Raw genomic sequence first — 15302 nt, forward strand, 5'->3', positions numbered from 1 at the left:
TCACTCCGTAATGATTTGTCGCCAGGACAGACGGCCAGTTTTTGCAGAACCTGCCTTCTCCGTCAATGGTTGAACATTGCCCGAAGAACCACTGATATATTTCTTTTCTTTGTTGTCGTCCATTGAGACAATCCCAGGAGAGGAAGGAATCCCCACTGTGGATTGAATTCCAGATACAGGAACAGCATCATCGGCATCCACAGTACCATCCCCGTTGACATCCCATATCGCCTGAACAAGATCATCGTTGCCAAAGCCGCCGTTGCCATTGAGGTCAAAGGGCGAAGAGGGTAGGCGCGTACCCTGCACCGCATCCAGTTCCATGATCCACCCGCTGCCTCCGGCGCTACAGGGATCCTCCGAAGGCACCAATGTGGTGAAAATCACCCGGTTGCCGCGCAGGATCGGCTCGGTGACGACCCGTTCTCCTTGGTTGTCGGTGTTGCCGCCCTGGGTATTGATCAGATCGAGGTACCAGCCCAGTTGGGTGTTCCAGTCGATCTCCCCACCGCCATCAGCAGCATCATCGTTGATCCCGCTAGTCAGGCGAAGATTTAAGCCGAAATCGCTGACCTCAGCCAGGATTTTCCTCGGTTGCAGGTCATTGCGGTCGAAACTGGTCAAACTGCTTTCATCCTTATCCCAGATGGCATAGAGACTCTGGGTCAATTGGGCGAGCGAAGAATTGTCGCCGTTTTCAAAATACTTTCCGGTACCAAAAAACACCAGGTAGCCACTGCCACTGGGATGTCTGGCCACCCGGGGTCTTGCGGTGATCGGCTGGCGGTTGGAGTCCGTGCAGGGAGCTGTACTGCAGGCGGTAAACAATGGCTGGGCCTGACTCCCGCTCTTGTAGGCGACATCCCATTGGCCAGGATCAGAATCGGTCAGATCGAACTTCCAAAGATTGCCGTAGAGATCGCCGCCGTAGACGTAATCGGCGACAGCATCGCCGTCGACATCTACGGGAGCGACCGTGGCCAGACCGTTGGGTTTGCCGCCGCTGGCCGAATCGCTCGTCCCGACTCCGGTGTCGATCTTTCTGATCAGGGCGCCATCCGACAACCGGACCACGTAGAGCACGGCATTGCCGCTGGTGGAGGCATGGCTGTCCGCCTCAGTATTATCATATCCGTTGCCGAAAACAGCGGCCCAGTCGCCATTGTACAGGCGGACGACGTTGGGACGGCTGAAGGTGTAGCCCAAATCAGTATCGTTATTATCGGTGAATTCCCAGAGCACGTGGGTAGCGCCGTTGCTTTCGGTATCCCATGCCGCGGGATCCGTGACATCGAGGGCGTAAATGCCCTGTCCCCCACCCCGCAATCCGGCAACCAGAACGGTGTGCCAGGCGCTTCCATAGAAGGCATCGACCACCGTGGGGGGAGCGTCCACCGTGTATTGGTGAACATAATTCGGATCGGTGAGCGCTTGGAGACGGTTGTACACCACCTTGGGAACGTAGGCGAACTTTTCCTCTCCCGTGGCGGCGTCGAAGGCGTGCAGCATGCCGTCGTTGGCGCCGACGTAGATCATGGGATTGCGGCTCGCGTGGCTCGTCCTGAAACTGGAATACGGATAGGCCGTGCCCTCCATGTCATCGGGATAAGGGAAGGAAGGTGGTCCCACGTAGACCGGGGCCGAGTGGACGATGTCTCCCAACAGACCGCTGCGATTGCGGAAAGTGCCGCCATTCTTGCTCTCCTGGCTCTGGTCCCCGCGCAGGTAATCCAGGACCGGACTGGTGGAATTGCTGGCATTGCTCGGATCCAGCAGGTTCTTTTGGTCGATACTGAGATTGCTCCACCGGAAAGGGGTGCCTGAGATTCCATTATAGGAGACGATTACCCGAGTCGAGGGAATCGAGGCTTGCCAGCCGTTGGCGTCTGGGATCATCAGGCCGTTGGCATCGGTGGTATAAGCCAGGGAACCATCCGCCTCGATCTTGAACGCCAGCAGATTCCCGGACCAGTCACTGCTGTCAAAGCGGGCCAAGTACAGTTTGCTGTTGCTTTGCAGGCTGGTGGAGTTGACAGCCACGGCGGCGGCGGAACCGCCCACGACCTTGCTGAACACGCTTTGCAGGGCCTGGGCCAAGGCTAGGCCGTCCTCGGCGGCATAGGCGGTCCCTCCGGCATTGTCCGCCGTGTCCTGCAGGATGGGACGGATGGTACCGCCGGCGAATCCGACGGTGTCGATCCGAAGGTATTGATCGCCGCTGATGTCGGAACGAAGATCCCTTGAAGGGTTCCCGGCCTTGCCCGTGGCGGCGTCGATGCAGGATCCCTGGGATGTGTTGCAATAGGCCCAATAAGCCACGTCGTCCAGGTTGTTGTGCCCCCAGGCGTCCAGATCCATACTGGCACAGTCCTTGTCTTTGTTGGAACTGCTCGTACAGTTGGATGCTGTCTTGCCATCGCCGTCGTAATCCACCAGTGCGGCAGGAATATCCGCATCCTTGTAGGGAAAACCGTCCGTGAAGATCAGGACGTTGGCGCTGGTGCACTCCATGATCTTTCCGTGAACCGGATGGTAATAGGGATCCCGTTCAGGATGGGAAGTGTCCGCCAGGTCGAAATCTTCGAATCCGGAGACCACAGCCGGATAATAGGGGGCGTCCTGCTCGAAGTATTGGATGACTTCCCAGAGGTTTTCTGCAATCGGTGTGGTGCCCCAGACCAGGGGATAGTGCTCGATGGCGTCTACGATTTGCTCTATGGGAGTGCCGATATAACCGCTCAGTTCCCGGTAGCCCTGTTGGTCGGCTGGCAGGGCCGGGTCGGTGGGCTTTTTAACGAATGGATTCTTGGGGATCTTGAACTTCAAAGTTCCGCCCTGAATCTTGTTGCCGTTGTAGATGTCGCTGCGGTTGGGATCGTAGCGGTAGAACGAAACCCCAAGTCTGACCTTGTCCTTGACCTGCTGGAGGATGCCTTCTTTCAGGGTGGGGACGACCACAGCGATGTTGTAGGCCGAACTGGTTCCGGAAAGCGCCAGATAGCCCACGGTTTCGTTTGTATGGTTCCTTTCGGACTCGCAGGATTGCTCCTCTTCGACGAAAAGGGTCGCCCCGGTGGAATTTACGGATTTGGTGCGCAATACCGCGGTGTCCGGACCATTGACGGAATTCAAGGTAGCCAGCAGGGCTGGGGTACCAGAAAAGCCAGCGCCGATGTTGAAGGAAAAGGTTTTGTTGGCGCTGGAGACGTTGTATACACGACCAGCATCCAGATGGATTGGACGGCTGGCATCGTTGAACTGCCCTTGCTGGATGGCTACGTAGGCGACTGTCTCTGTCGCATGGGAATCGCCATCTTCCTGTTCTTCCAGAGCGAGCTGGAAACCTGAAGCCGTGACGTCCTTGACGCGGACGGCGATGGTATCCGTTTCGTTGTAAGTGATCACGGTGGCGATGATTACTGGTGTGGCAGAGAAAGTGGATGGAAAGGTGACGCTGGCGAAACTGCCTGCCGATCCTCCACCGCAGCGGGTGTAATAAGTTTTGTTGGTGTTTTTCGTGTCGGCGACGATTTTGAGCCCGCCGGCCAGAGTATGACTTCCCGGCTCGACAACCAGATAAGGTATGGTCTCGGTGGTGTGGTTGCCGTCCTTGTAAGGCCATTCCTGGAACACGATGTCGAAACCGGTGGCATCGACGTTTTTGATCCGTACCGTTCCCGGATCACCGCCATTATAGGATGGCGCCCCGGCAACCACCACCGGCGTGGTACTGTAACTATGCTGGAAAGTGACGTGGGTCCAGCTGGAAGATTTAATGTTCTTGGCAGCATCGACGGTGGTTTTGACCATAGCCTCGCCGTATTCTCCGATGACCGAGTTGCTGCTGTCGTACAGAAAACCGCTCAGTCCTCCCCGAACCAGAATTTTCGCGTAAGGATCATAGGAAGACCTTATCGCTCCGGAATCGGCGGGGGAATCCAGGGTGATCGTGGCACCGTCTGGAATAGGGGAATACTGGCTGCTGTTTGCGTAACTGCCGGTGATGGTGCGATCGGAACGCTCGTTGTTTCCCAAGATCTTGTATTGCAGAGAGCCGTTGCCGAGATAGTCGAAACCAGCGCGATTTTCGACCTTACCGCCGACGAGGACCATTCTGGAAGCGTCTATCCGTCTGGTGGTGAGCCAGTTCAGGAAATTGCCACTCCAACAGGTCGTGTCCGATGCGGAGGGGGTGCAGGAGGATTCCACGAAAGCCCCTGACACGTTGGCAGAAATGGGGACACCGTAAGCCGAAGTGTCGACCGGTATGGATGGATCGTATTGGTAATTTTTGCTGCTGTCGAAGATGCCGTAATAGCTTTTTGCCGGATCGAAATTGGCGAGAGTCAACCCGCTTCCCTCGTACATGGGATCCTTCATGCTGCCGGAGTTGTCCAGCATGACCATCACGATCGGCTCGACCTGGTTCGCCAGGAACAACGGTTTCTGGGCAATGTCGAGATCGGCCGCGGGTACGGTTGCCGAATAGAACGTGGCTAGCGAGAAACCCGCCGCAAACCAAAAGTGCAGAACTGTTGATGACCAGCGTTTCATCGGATCAGAACCTCTTGGCGTAAATGCTTTGCAGAACGATTTTTGCCGTAGCTGTGCCACCGGTCCCCTGGCTGGTAATCCGATACAGGACTCGTCCCGAACTGTCCTGCGGCAGGCCGATGGTCAGACTGGAGCCGTCTTTCAGGAAGGCGACGCGTTCAATGACCCGAACGGGATCGGATTGAACGACCCCGAGCCCGGGGACAGCCTGACCATAGGCAAAGGGATTCGTCGTGTTTTCCTCCCACCAGGGGGACACGGTAAACAGGTCTTCCAACTCTGCCGTCTTCCATACTTTGTCTATGAAATCGTCCTCGGCTGCGAAAGCCGGTTCCACCGTCAACGTCGACAACCAACCCTCACCATTCCGCAGTGCCATTTCGGCAGCCTGAAAAGCCAAATCGTGATCCCGAAAGTTGCCGGCCATCTTTTCTTCCAGCAGATTGGTCTGCATGGCGGCGACTCCGAGCACGGTCATCACCAGTAGCATCATCAGGCTGACGATCAGGGCGGCGCCGGTCTGAAAGTTTTTGCAGGTTTTCATCCCGTTCCTCATGGCAGGCGGTTGCGCAGGCCGACGGTGGTGGTGAACACCCGCCGCAGGCGGCGGTCCGCCGGCGTCACGGTGGCGCCTTTGAAGGTGTAGGGTTGGGGGGCGGTGGTAATATTGTCCTCGGATTGCAGCAGCAGGCTGATGCGGACGCTGACGACCTGATTCCAATCCGCAACCCTCGTGCTTCGGTCGTAACGGTCGGCGGTACCGTCGCCGTTATTATCGATACCGTAAGTGATTTGGATGTTCTCAACCCCCTGCAGTAAAGGTTGAGCATTGTAGCCCACGACCTGAGCGCCATCCTGCTGAAAGATCTCAGATCCACATTTCAGAACCGTATCGCTGATGAAGAAGCGCTGGTTGATGATTTGGCCGGAAGATGCCGTGCTGCCGGCGCAGGTCTGGATCGTGCCGTCATCGTTGCCAAGATATCGGATCGTAATGTTGTCTATGGCACCGTCCGTGCCGCTGATTATTTGACCGGCGGTGGAAAATGCAGCATTCAGCGTCCCGCCATCAAGTACAGGAAAAGCTTCTGTGGTGCTTTGTGTCACGTCTTGGCGATATCCGGCCATACGTAACTGACGGCCTAAAATTTCCATGGCGAAGCGAGCGTTTTCCTGGATTCTGGCCGAAGCATCGGCGACGCGGTAGGTTTGCTTGTTGGCGGCATAGATCTGAATCCCCCCGGCAGTGAGAATCAGGCCGGCGACCAGAGCCACCATGATCTCGACCAGGGAAACGCCGTCTTGTTTGAGAGAACCGTTCATGGTTGGAAGGTGGTCATGAAATGTTTGATGACTGGATCGCCGGCGCTGTCGAACTCGTCCACCCACCAGATTTTGACGGCATAGACAGCGCCGGCACCATCACAAGCGTATTCGGTGGCTCCAACAATGCCGTCACCGTCGGTGTCGCCACCATCGTTTGGCGTGGCATCCAGACATACCGTTCCAACGCCACTGGGTAGGTTGGAGGCCAACGTATTGCGCCAGGTAGCAAGGTCGAACTGAGCCATCTCCGTAGGCGTACAGTTTTCCACGGCCGTGCCGTTCCATTCACACTGCTTGGTGGTGGTGCCTGCAGGAGGATCGATGTAATTGCCGGTGGCGTCGAGATAGGCCGCCCGGTTGGCGCGCATCCGGTCGGTGATGTCGTAGGCCAGCAGGGTGGCCTGGGTACGCAGGTTGGCGCTGTGGCTGTTGTGGAGGCCGAAGGTTTGTAGCTTGGCCAAACCCAGCAGGCCGATGGCCAGCACCAGGACGGCGACGAGGATTTCGAGAAGCGTGAAACCGGTTTCCTGTTTCATGGACAGCTGACTCCGGTATCGAGACGGATCTTGCCGGTAGAGGACAGAACCAGGTCTTTTCCCACGTTGCCGCTGCGGTCGTCGCAGATCGTGATCGTCCCGGCCTGGAAGCCGCCGCCAGTGAGCTGGCTCCGGCCGCTGGCCACATAGGAAATGTAGTCGGCGACATTGGTGTTGCCGGTCATGGTGAGCTGCCCTTCAATAGCCTCCTGCACCCGCAGCAAGGTTTCGCTGGCGCTGTCATAGGCCGCATCGTTATCCTCATCGGTGAAAACGATCCAGCCTTGCTCCCAGTTGCCGCTGGTGGCGCAGCTTGCCCCGTCAGCGCTTTTGCAGACGGTCACCCGCACCCCCCGCTTGATCGCCTCGCTGCGGGCCAGGTTGAGGGCGCCGACCAGTTCGTTGGCGGCGGTGGTCAGGCGGTTGTTCTTGACCAGCGCCTGAAAGCTCGGCACCCCCACCGTCAGCACGATAGCAGCCATGGCCACGGTGACCATCAGTTCGATGAGGGTGAAGCCTGTGGCTCTGGAAAACATGAAACATCCGCCGATCCGGTTCAGGGTAATATGAAGCATAGTTCATCCACGCGGAAGTTGAATGTGAGTCGTCTCACGAATCCGTTGATTCATTTGGTGCTCCTGACGCTGCTGTTGGCGGGGCTGCCTCTGGCCGGGGTGTGGTGGGGCGGCGGGACTCCGTCGGACTATCTCCGTTTCCCGCCGCGGCCGCCGGCACCGCCCGAAACATCGTTTTCCTGGCCTGTTTTCCTGCTCCTGACGGTACTGGAGGCCGGTCTTTACGGGATGCTGGTAGGGTTATTGCGGTACTGCCTCCCTCCTTCGCGAAGGATTCGACCGTTCCCGGGCTGGGGCTGGGCGGCGCTGGCCTGGCTGGCGGTCGCCTGGTGGCTGGCCTGGACCCGGCCGGACTGGCTGGGGTCGCTGCGGGACTGGACCTTCACGCCGCTGTGGCTGGGTTACATCGCCGTGGTCAACGCCCTGTGTCTGTGCTGGCGCGGCTGGTGCCTGTTGACCCATCGTCCCCGCTTCTTGCTGGGTTTGTTTCCGCTGAGCGCCCTGTTCTGGTGGTACTTCGAATATCTCAACGGTTTCGTCGGCAACTGGCGGTACCTGGGAGTGGAGAATCTGGGCGCCTGGGCGTATTTCTGGCACGCTACCCTGCCGTTCTCCACCGTGCTGCCGGCGGTGGTCAGCACCACGGTGCTGCTCGGGGCTTTCTTCGGCCCTGCCTGTGGGCTGCCGCCCCTGCGGCTGTATCGTCCCCGCCGCTGGGCCTGGGCGGGGCTTGGTCTTGCCGGTCTGACCCTGGTCGGCATCGGGGTGTGGCCGCAGGGATCGTTCGCGGCGTTGTGGCTGGCGCCGCTGGTGCTGTTCGTCTCCCTCCAGGTGTTGCTGGGCGAGCGGAGCTATTTCCATCCCCTGCGCGAAGGGCGCTGGGAGATCGTTGCCGTGCCGATGCTGGCCGCACTGGTCTGCGGTTTCTTCTGGGAGATGTGGAACTACTGGAGCTGGCCCAAATGGGTCTATCACGTGCCCTGGGTGGGCCGGTTCAGGATCTTCGAGATGCCGGCGCTGGGCTATGCCGGTTATCTGCCCTTCGGATTGGAGTGCATGGTGGTGGCGGACTGGTGGGCCCGGCATTGTGGACAGTCTGAGCCACTTGACCTAGACTAGACTAGTCAGACTAGTTTGAATGTACCCTATGAAAATCCGAAACCGATGGCAGCTGCAAACCGCCAAGGCCAAATTGAGCGCCTTGGTTCAGCGGGCCCGCAAGGAGGGGCCCCAGGAAATCACCGTCCGCGGCGAAGGGGCGGTCGTGGTGCTTTCCCATGAGGATTACGAGCGGTTGTTGAAGCGCAAGCCGTCGCTGGTCGAATTCCTGCGCCAGTCGCCACTGCGAGAGGTTGATCTGACAATCGAACGTGACAAAACGCCGCCACGGGACATCGATCTGTGAGTTATCTGCTCGACACCAATGTCGTGTGCGAAGTCGTCAAACCCAATCCAGCGCCCCAGGTGATCGGCTGGCTGGAACAGGTGCCCGACGTGGCGCTGCATTTGAGCGTGCTCAGCGTGGGGGAGATTCGCAAAGGCGTGGAAAAGCTGGCGGACGGCCCGAAAAAGGAGCGACTGCGATTGTGGTTGGAAATGGAGCTGCCCGCATGGTTCGAGGACCGGTTGTTGAGCGTCGATCACGGGGTGGCGGAACGTTGGGGACAGCTTTTGGCCGGGTCCAGGCGGACTCTGCCGGCTGTCGACAGCCTGTTGGCGGCGACGGCGTTGCACCATGAGTTGCGTCTGGTAACGCGCAACGCGCGGGATTTCGAGATTCCGGAATTGATCGTGGTCAATCCGTGGTCAACCCAGTGATCCAGGCGGACATGACCTCGACGATCTCCTCCCAGACTTCCGTTTCCGTTCGGCCGGAGCGTTTGGGCACCTTGAAAGAGTGATCGCCGCCTTTGATGACGTGGAGGGTGGCCGGTGCCTTCAGGGTTTTCAGGACGTCGCGCAGGCGGGCGAGGTCGCAGAGGCGGTCGCGGTCGCCCTGGATGAACAGCATGGGGCAGGGGATGCGGGACAGGTGGTCGGCGCGCAGCTTCTCCGGCTTGCCCGGCGGGTGCAGAGGATAGCCGAGAAAGATGAGGCCGTCGCAGGGCTCGCCTTCGGCCGCCAGCAGCGAGGCGATGCGCCCGCCCATGCTCTTGCCGGCCAGAAAGCGTTGGCGCGGGGCCAGTTCCCGGTCCCGGCGCAGCGCTGCGATGACCGCTTTCCAGGTCGCCTGCAGCAGCGGCGCCCGGTCCGGCGCCTTGCGTCCCGCCTCCATGTAGGGGAAGTTGAATTTGACCGTCAGCAGCCCCCGCGTCGCTATCTGTTCGTGGACGAAGGTGATAAACGGATGGTGCATGCCGGCCCCGGCGCCGTGGGCCAGGATCAGGCCGCGGTGGCGGTCATAGCCGTCCGGGACCGCCCACACGCTGGTGACGGCCTTGTCGTCGGTGACTTGGATTTTGCGTTCGAACAAGTTCATGGTTTCTCCGCCAGCAGGATGGCCCGGCGCGGGGCGGGGTACCCCTCGACGGTACGGCCGGGATCGTTCGGATCGAGGAAGTCGGCCAGGGACTGGAACCGCATCCAGTCAGTGGCGCGTTGTTCCTGCGGGGTGGTGCGGCTGACGTCGATGCAGCGGATACGGTCGAAGCCGGCCCGCGCCAGCCAGCCTTTCAGGGTCGCCACGCTGGGAATGAACCAGACGTTGCGCATCCTGGCGTAACGGTCCCGGGGCACCAGCGCCTCGCCTTCTTTCCCTTCGATCACCAGGGTTTCCAGCACCAGCTCGCCACCGCGGCGCAGGCAGTCCTTGAGGGCGAACAGGTGGTCGAAGGGCGAGCGGCGGTGGTAGAGGACCCCCATGGAGAACACGGTGTCGAAGGCCTGCAGCTTCGGCGGCAGGCCCTCCAGGGCCAGGGGAAGGATGTCCGCCGCCAGATCGCCGGCAAGATGCTTGAGGGCCAGGAACTGGAACACGTAACGCAGGGTCGGGTCGATGCCGATCACCCGGGCCGCGCCCGCCCCCAGCATCCGCAGGGCGTAGTAGCCGTTGCCGGCGCCGACGTCGAGGACCAGGCGGCCTGCCAGCGGGGAAATGGCGTGCTCCAGCCGGGCCCATTTGAAATCGGAACGCCATTCGGCGTCGATGTGGATGCCGAACACCTCGAACGGTCCCTTGCGCCAGGGGTGCAGCCGGCGCAGGGCGGCTTCCAGGGCCGTGCGGGTTTCGGCATCGCAGTCCGTCGGGGCGCCGATGCTCACGGTCGGGGCGGCGAGTGCCAGCGACGATGGCGCAGGGCGGGGCAGCTCCGCCAGCAGCCGCTGCCACTGGCGCAGATCGCCGTGCCGCTGCGGCGCCAGAGCGTCGGCCAGCTGCCGGGACAGCGTTCGTCCCCAGGGGCGCAGGGAGGCGGGCAGGACGTCCAGGAGCGGCTGATAACTTTCCAAGGGGTTCACGGATGGGGGACGGCCAGTTGTTCGACGCGGTTCTTGCCGGCCCGTTTGGCCCGGTAGAGGGCCTGGTCGGCGCGATTGATGAGGGACTCCAGATCGGTATCTGCCGCCGTCCGGCCGCTGACGCCGATACTGACGGTGATGGAAAACGGCTCATCGTCACCCAGCGGTGTTTCTTCCACCGCTTTCAGTAACTTGTCGGCGGTGGCCAGGGCGCCGGTTACGGTGGTGTTGGGCAGCAGCATGACGAATTCCTCACCGCCCATCCGCCCGACCAGATCGCTGTCGCGGCAGTGCTCGCGCAACAGGTGGGCGACGGCCTGGATCGCCCGGTCCCCCTGGGCGTGGCCGTAACGGTCGTTGACTTGCTTGAAGTCGTCGATGTCGAGCACCAGGGTCGAGAGCGGCTGGTCGTAGCGGCGGCTCTGGGTGAACAGGTTCCGGGCCAGGGCCATGAAATGGCCCCGGTTGTTCAGGCGGCTGAGGGCGTCGGTGGTGGCGAGGAAGTCGAGCCGGTCCTGTTGGCGGATGATATGGCGGAAGGCGGTGAACATGGCGAGGCTGAGGAGGAGCCACAGGGAGAGGCTGACGGCGGTGTTCGCCAGCCACGGTCTCAGGACCGCGTCGGTGCCTAGACGGGCCTGGACGCAGAGGGGCGTGCCGGGGACGGCAGTGGTGGTTCCGAGCGTGTCGTCGATGCCGAACCAGGCGCTGGGATGTTCCCAGCGGGGCCGGGAAATCCCTCCCACGGTGAAATAGACTTCCCCGGTGCTGCTCTCCAGCTGGATCTGCAGGTTGTCGAGGGCGGGTTCGGCATAGGCGCGGGGCAGGGTCTGCAGATCCAGGATGGCAACGAGGGTGTGGCGCAGGCGGCCGTCCGGCTCCCGGAAGGCGCGGCTGACGGCGAAGAAACGCTGCCCCTGGTGGACTTTGGACCATTGCGGTGGGCCCACGAACCATTGGCTGGCGGGGTCCTGCAGGTGGGCGGTGACGTAGCTGCGGTCGGTGACCGAGGGGGGCGTGCCGGTGCCGGTCCAGTGGCGGATGCGGCCCTGGGTATCCACGACCAGCAGATCCATGAAGTCGGTCTCGCGCCGCTGACGGTCCTTCAGCGCCGCTTCGACGATCGTTCGGGCCTGCGGGGAATCGCCGAGCACGGTCAGGAGATCCTCGATCCCCAGGAACATCTGCTCGATACCGTAGAAACGCCGTTCCAGATCGTGGGCGACGTAGTGGGCGGTCAGGCGGCTGCGCTCCCGGGCCTGGGTCAGAGTCAGATGATACTCGTCCAGGACGTGGACCAGCAGCAGGGCGCTGAGTTCAACCAGTATCGTGCCGCCGAGCGCTTTGATGCTCAAATGGCGGACGAGATTCGGCGGCATGACGGCAGCTTCATGATGACCTTGGTGTGAAGCTTAACACAGCCATCGGGGGATCAGCGCCAGGGCGCCGGATCGAAGTGGCGGCGCAGGTATCGGAGTTTGTCGCGGAAGCCTTCGGCATCGCCGTAATCGACGAACAGAGGATAGCGGCTGTGGACGGTGCGGGGATGGTGGGCGTGACGGATGGGGCACCAGTACTGCTCGGTGCGGCCGGCGATTTCCTGAACGTAGGCGATCAGGCCGTTGAAATAGCCGCAGTAGACGCAATTGAGCTTCTCCAGCGGGTTGAGATAGGGAAGGTAATGACGGTCGATGACGATGTAGTCCGCCCGCTTCACTCTGGGGATGCCCCAGACCGGGAAACAGATGGCCTGGTAGGTGCTGACCCAGGCATCCAGGATCACCGCCGGCACGATGCACGAATAGATCACCGGCGCGGTGAGCACGTGCTTAATCTCGGCCCCGAACAGGTAGGCGGCGAATTCCCCCAGCCCCGGTTTGAGAGCGGTGCGCCGCTCCCGGTCGAAGATCACCTTGCCACGCTCCAGGCGGTAGGCGAAACGGTGCTGGGCCTGCTGCAGCTCGCGGCGGATCTCCTGCTGCAGGGCGTCGAGGCGTTGGTACAGTTGATCGAGGGGGGGACTCAAAAGGAGGGACCTCAGTCGTCGGTTACCGCCACTGTAAAGGCTGGAGGCGGTTTTGTCGATGCCGGCAGGGCAATCGCATGAACGCTACGTTCATCCGAATAGCTGAGTCCGATAGTAGGCACTGGTGCTCAGGGAGAAAACCTCATAATCTGCAAGTCAATTTCATGAGGTATATTCATGCGATTGCCCTGGGTCAGGATGTATCTTCTTGTTCTTGCAGAATTCGGGTGACGATCCGGTTCAAGTTCTGGGCCTGCTGCGTCAGCCGGCGGCGCAGATCGTCGTTTGCACGCTGCAGTTGCACCAGCTCGTGGGCGATGTTGAGGGCGGCCATCAGCAGCACCCGTTCGTTGCCGATGAGTTGGGAGTGGCTCTGGATCTGCCGCATCTCCCGGTCGAGGCGGGCGGCGGCGGCAAGCAGGGCGTCGCGTTCGTCCGCGGCGCAGCGGAGACGATATTCCCGGCCGAGGATCTTGACGCTGATCAGATCTTCGCCACTCATGTCCGGCTCAAGGCCTGCAGCCGTTCCAGCATGGCTTCGACCCGCTGCCGCGCCGCCCGGGTGCGTTGGTCGAATTGCTCGCGCTCGGCCAGCAGCCGGTCGCGTTCGGCCCGCAGGGCGCGGTTTTCCGCCCGCAGCTGCTGGCACAGTGTGGCCAGTTGGTCGAGCTGTGCGGCCAGACGGGCCAATTCCTGTTCCGGATCGGATACCGATGTCACGGGCGGGCCGGTTTCAAGCGATTAAAGACTAATGCTAGCATAAGACATCGCAACGATTGAGTGGAGACATGACCAAAGCCGATGCCTATACCGAATTCGACGCCGCCCTGGCGGCCGCCGGCCATCCGTGTTCCGCGGCCGAGGCTCACGGCCTTTGGAGCGGCTTGCTCTGCGGCGACGTGAACACCCCGGCGGACCGGGCCATTGCCGCTCTGGACGACGAACCGGCTGTCGAGGCCGGTGTGGCCGGGCGGCTTCGACCCTTGTTTGTGGCCACCCGCAAGGCGCTTGAAGACGACAGTCTCCGTTTCCAGCCCCTGCTGCCCGATGACGAAACCCCGCTGCCGGACCGGGCGCAGGCGCTGGCGCAGTGGTGTCAGGGTTTTCTTTACGGCTTGGGGCTCAGTAGGCGGCAATCGTGGCCGGCGCAGATCCAGGAGATCCTGCGCGACTTTCAGGCCATCGCCCAGCTGAATCCGGATGCGGAAGGCGAGGAGGACGAGCGGGCCTTCGCCGAGCTGGTGGAGTATCTGCGCGTCGGCGCCCAGCTGATCTTTACCGAAGGGGCGCTGAGGTATGAGCGGGAGGCCGGGAATGAATCCTGAGGTATTCGCCCGCCGCCGGGCCGCTTATCTGGCGCGTCTGGGGGCCGACGAGGTCGCCGTGTTCGCCTCCGCCCTGTCCCGTCCCCGCAGTCGTGACGTGGACTACCCCTATCGCCAGGACAGCGATTTCTACTATCTGACCGGCTTCCCTGAGCCTGATGCGGTGGCGGTGTTTCTGCCCGGCCGCAAAAAGGGGCAGTACGTGCTGTTCTGTCGTGAATACGATCCGCACAAGGCCATTTGGGAGGGCCGCCATGCCGGCCTCAAGGGGGCGCGCAAGCAGTACGGCGCCGATCAGTCCTTCGCCATCGAGCAGCTCGACGAGGTGATGCCCGAGCTGTTGGCCAACCGCACCCGGCTGCATTATGCCCTGGGGCGGGAGGCCGGTTTCGATCGCAAGCTGGCGGGCTGGCTCCAGGCGGTCAAGGCCCAGGCGCGCAAGGGCGTGCGGGCGCCAGAGGAGATCGTCGATCCCGACCGCGACCTGCACGAGATGCGCCTTGTCAAAGGAGATGAAGAGATCGCGGCGTTGCGACGGGCGATGGAGATCTCGGCCCGGGCCCATGTGCGGGCCATGCAGGTCTGCCGGCCGGGGTTGTACGAGTATCAGATCGAAGCGGAGCTGGTGCACGAATTCATGCGCGGCGGCGCCCGCTCGCCGGCTTATCCCTGCATCGTCGCCGGCGGCGACAATGCCTGTATCCTCCATTACACCGACAACGACGCCCAGCTGCGCGACGGTGATCTGCTCCTCATCGACGCCGGTGCCGAATACGACTGTTATGCCGCCGACATCACCCGGACCTTCCCAGTCAATGGCCGCTTCAGTTCCCCTCAGCGGGCCCTCTACGAACTGGTGCTCGAGGCCCAGCTGGCGGCGATCGACAAGGTCCGGCCCGGCAACCATTGGAACGAGCCCCACGAGGCGGCGGTGAAGGTGCTCACCAAAGGGCTGGTGAAGCTGGGGCTGCTCGAAGGCCGCCCCTCGCGGCTGATCAAGAAGAAGGCCTACAAGGACTTCTACATGCACCGCACCGGCCACTGGCTCGGCATGGACGTGCACGACGTCGGCCACTATAAGGTCGGGGACGAATGGCGCGAACTGCAGCCGGGCATGGTGCTGACCGTAGAGCCGGGCCTATATATAAGCAGGGATTGCAAGCAGGTCAACAAACGCTGGCGCGGCATCGGCATCCGCATCGAGGATGACGTGCTGGTGACGGAGGATGGTTGCGAGGTGCTGACCGCGGCGGTACCGAAAACGGTGGAAGCCATCGAGGCGGTGATGGAGGCGGCCCGTGACTGAGGAATACGACGTCGTCATCGTCGGTGGCGGTCTGGCCGGCGCCAGCCTGGCCCTGGCGCTGCAGCCGACGGGATTGAAGGTGGCGCTGGTGGAAAGCCAGACCCCGGAGGCGAAATGGAATTCCCCCGCTGGGGATCGGGCCCTGGCGCTGGCGCTGGGATCGGTGGAGATCTTCCAGGAACTGAACATTTGGCCTCG

Annotated in this window: 17 protein-coding genes (1 of these 17 only partly in view); 6 read left to right on the forward strand and 11 right to left on the reverse strand. The window is 61.6% G+C overall.

The features are described from left to right. The 5 genes from MIN45_RS04720 to MIN45_RS04740 are packed head-to-tail and all read right to left on the reverse strand — an operon-like array spanning window position 1 to window position 6952. Window positions 1–4554 (reverse strand): PilC/PilY family type IV pilus protein, encoded by a 4554-nt coding sequence (locus MIN45_RS04720; RefSeq protein WP_286293698.1) that lies wholly within the window; start codon window positions 4552–4554, stop codon window positions 1–3. Window positions 4555–4558: 4 nt separating this feature from the next. Then, window positions 4559–5098 (reverse strand): pilus assembly PilX family protein, encoded by a 540-nt coding sequence (locus tag MIN45_RS04725; protein WP_286293699.1) that lies wholly within the window; start codon window positions 5096–5098, stop codon window positions 4559–4561. Window positions 5099–5106: 8 nt separating this feature from the next. Beyond that, complete coding sequence (locus MIN45_RS04730) at window positions 5107–5877, reverse strand: PilW family protein (RefSeq protein WP_286293700.1); 771 nt, start codon at window positions 5875–5877, stop codon at window positions 5107–5109. Next, window positions 5874–6416 carry a type IV pilus modification protein PilV gene (gene pilV / locus MIN45_RS04735; protein WP_286293701.1) on the reverse strand — a complete coding sequence of 181 codons (543 nt, stop codon included), beginning with the start codon at window positions 6414–6416 and terminating at the stop codon, window positions 5874–5876. Before pilV ends, MIN45_RS04730 begins: the two co-directional genes overlap by 4 nt. Then, the gene (locus MIN45_RS04740; protein ID WP_286293702.1) at window positions 6413–6952 is read right to left on the reverse strand and encodes a GspH/FimT family pseudopilin; all 540 of its coding nucleotides are present in this window, start codon (window positions 6950–6952) and stop codon (window positions 6413–6415) included. The genes pilV and MIN45_RS04740 overlap by 4 nt, the downstream gene beginning before the upstream one ends. Window positions 6953–7015: 63 nt before the next feature. On the opposite strand from MIN45_RS04740, the gene MIN45_RS04745 reads away from it, so the two are divergent. From MIN45_RS04745 to MIN45_RS04755, 3 genes are read left to right on the forward strand one after another with little or no spacing between them, the layout of a single operon-like run. Then, on the forward strand, window positions 7016–8110 hold the full coding sequence (locus tag MIN45_RS04745; protein WP_286293703.1) for a hypothetical protein: 1095 nt from the start codon (window positions 7016–7018) through the stop codon (window positions 8108–8110). A gap of 28 nt (window positions 8111–8138) precedes the next feature. Next, the gene (locus tag MIN45_RS04750; protein WP_286293704.1) at window positions 8139–8396 is read left to right on the forward strand and encodes a type II toxin-antitoxin system Phd/YefM family antitoxin; all 258 of its coding nucleotides are present in this window, start codon (window positions 8139–8141) and stop codon (window positions 8394–8396) included. Next, window positions 8393–8809 carry a type II toxin-antitoxin system VapC family toxin gene (locus MIN45_RS04755; protein ID WP_286293705.1) on the forward strand — a complete coding sequence of 139 codons (417 nt, stop codon included), beginning with the start codon at window positions 8393–8395 and terminating at the stop codon, window positions 8807–8809. The genes MIN45_RS04750 and MIN45_RS04755 overlap by 4 nt, the downstream gene beginning before the upstream one ends. Here MIN45_RS04755 and MIN45_RS04760 read toward each other — a convergent pair. From MIN45_RS04760 to MIN45_RS04785, 6 genes are all read right to left on the reverse strand, one after another. Beyond that, complete coding sequence (locus tag MIN45_RS04760) at window positions 8787–9470, reverse strand: alpha/beta hydrolase family protein (protein WP_286293706.1); 684 nt, start codon at window positions 9468–9470, stop codon at window positions 8787–8789. The two genes, MIN45_RS04755 and MIN45_RS04760, sit on opposite strands and share 23 nt — an antisense overlap. Further along, window positions 9467–10438 carry a tRNA 5-methoxyuridine(34)/uridine 5-oxyacetic acid(34) synthase CmoB gene (cmoB, locus tag MIN45_RS04765; protein ID WP_422732672.1) on the reverse strand — a complete coding sequence of 324 codons (972 nt, stop codon included), beginning with the start codon at window positions 10436–10438 and terminating at the stop codon, window positions 9467–9469. Before cmoB ends, MIN45_RS04760 begins: the two co-directional genes overlap by 4 nt. A 5-nt stretch (window positions 10439–10443) precedes the next feature. Continuing rightward, the gene (locus MIN45_RS04770) at window positions 10444–11826 is read right to left on the reverse strand and encodes a GGDEF domain-containing protein (protein WP_286293708.1); all 1383 of its coding nucleotides are present in this window, start codon (window positions 11824–11826) and stop codon (window positions 10444–10446) included. A gap of 53 nt (window positions 11827–11879) precedes the next feature. Next, a complete protein-coding gene (locus tag MIN45_RS04775; RefSeq protein WP_286293709.1) occupies window positions 11880–12473 on the reverse strand; it encodes a hypothetical protein in 594 nt (197 codons plus the stop codon). Between the two features lie 193 nt (window positions 12474–12666). Beyond that, window positions 12667–12975: a cell division protein ZapA gene (locus MIN45_RS04780; RefSeq protein ID WP_286293710.1), complete on the reverse strand. Its 309-nt coding sequence runs from the start codon at window positions 12973–12975 to the stop codon at window positions 12667–12669. Continuing rightward, window positions 12972–13193, reverse strand: a complete 222-nt coding sequence (locus MIN45_RS04785; protein WP_286293711.1) for a TIGR02449 family protein — start codon at window positions 13191–13193, stop codon at window positions 12972–12974. Before MIN45_RS04785 ends, MIN45_RS04780 begins: the two co-directional genes overlap by 4 nt. 68 nt (window positions 13194–13261) lie before the next feature. Between MIN45_RS04785 and MIN45_RS04790 the strand changes: the two genes are divergently transcribed. The 3 genes in view from MIN45_RS04790 to ubiH are tightly spaced (each overlapping or abutting the next) and all read left to right on the forward strand, a layout consistent with a single transcriptional unit that may run on beyond the window. Then, a complete protein-coding gene (locus MIN45_RS04790; RefSeq protein ID WP_286293712.1) occupies window positions 13262–13798 on the forward strand; it encodes a UPF0149 family protein in 537 nt (178 codons plus the stop codon). Then, window positions 13788–15104, forward strand: coding sequence for a Xaa-Pro aminopeptidase (pepP, locus tag MIN45_RS04795; protein ID WP_286293713.1), 1317 nt, complete (start codon window positions 13788–13790; stop codon window positions 15102–15104). Before MIN45_RS04790 ends, pepP begins: the two co-directional genes overlap by 11 nt. Next, window positions 15097–15302, forward strand: partial view of a 2-octaprenyl-6-methoxyphenyl hydroxylase gene (gene ubiH, locus MIN45_RS04800; protein ID WP_286293714.1) — the 5' end (the start) only. The gene runs 1003 nt beyond the window's last position; 206 of the gene's 1209 nt are visible here — the first part of the coding sequence; the start codon lies at window positions 15097–15099; its stop codon lies beyond the right edge, outside the window. Before pepP ends, ubiH begins: the two co-directional genes overlap by 8 nt.

Source organism: Methylomarinovum tepidoasis (assembly GCF_030294985.1).
Lineage (GTDB): Bacteria > Pseudomonadota > Gammaproteobacteria > Methylococcales > Methylothermaceae > Methylohalobius > Methylohalobius tepidoasis.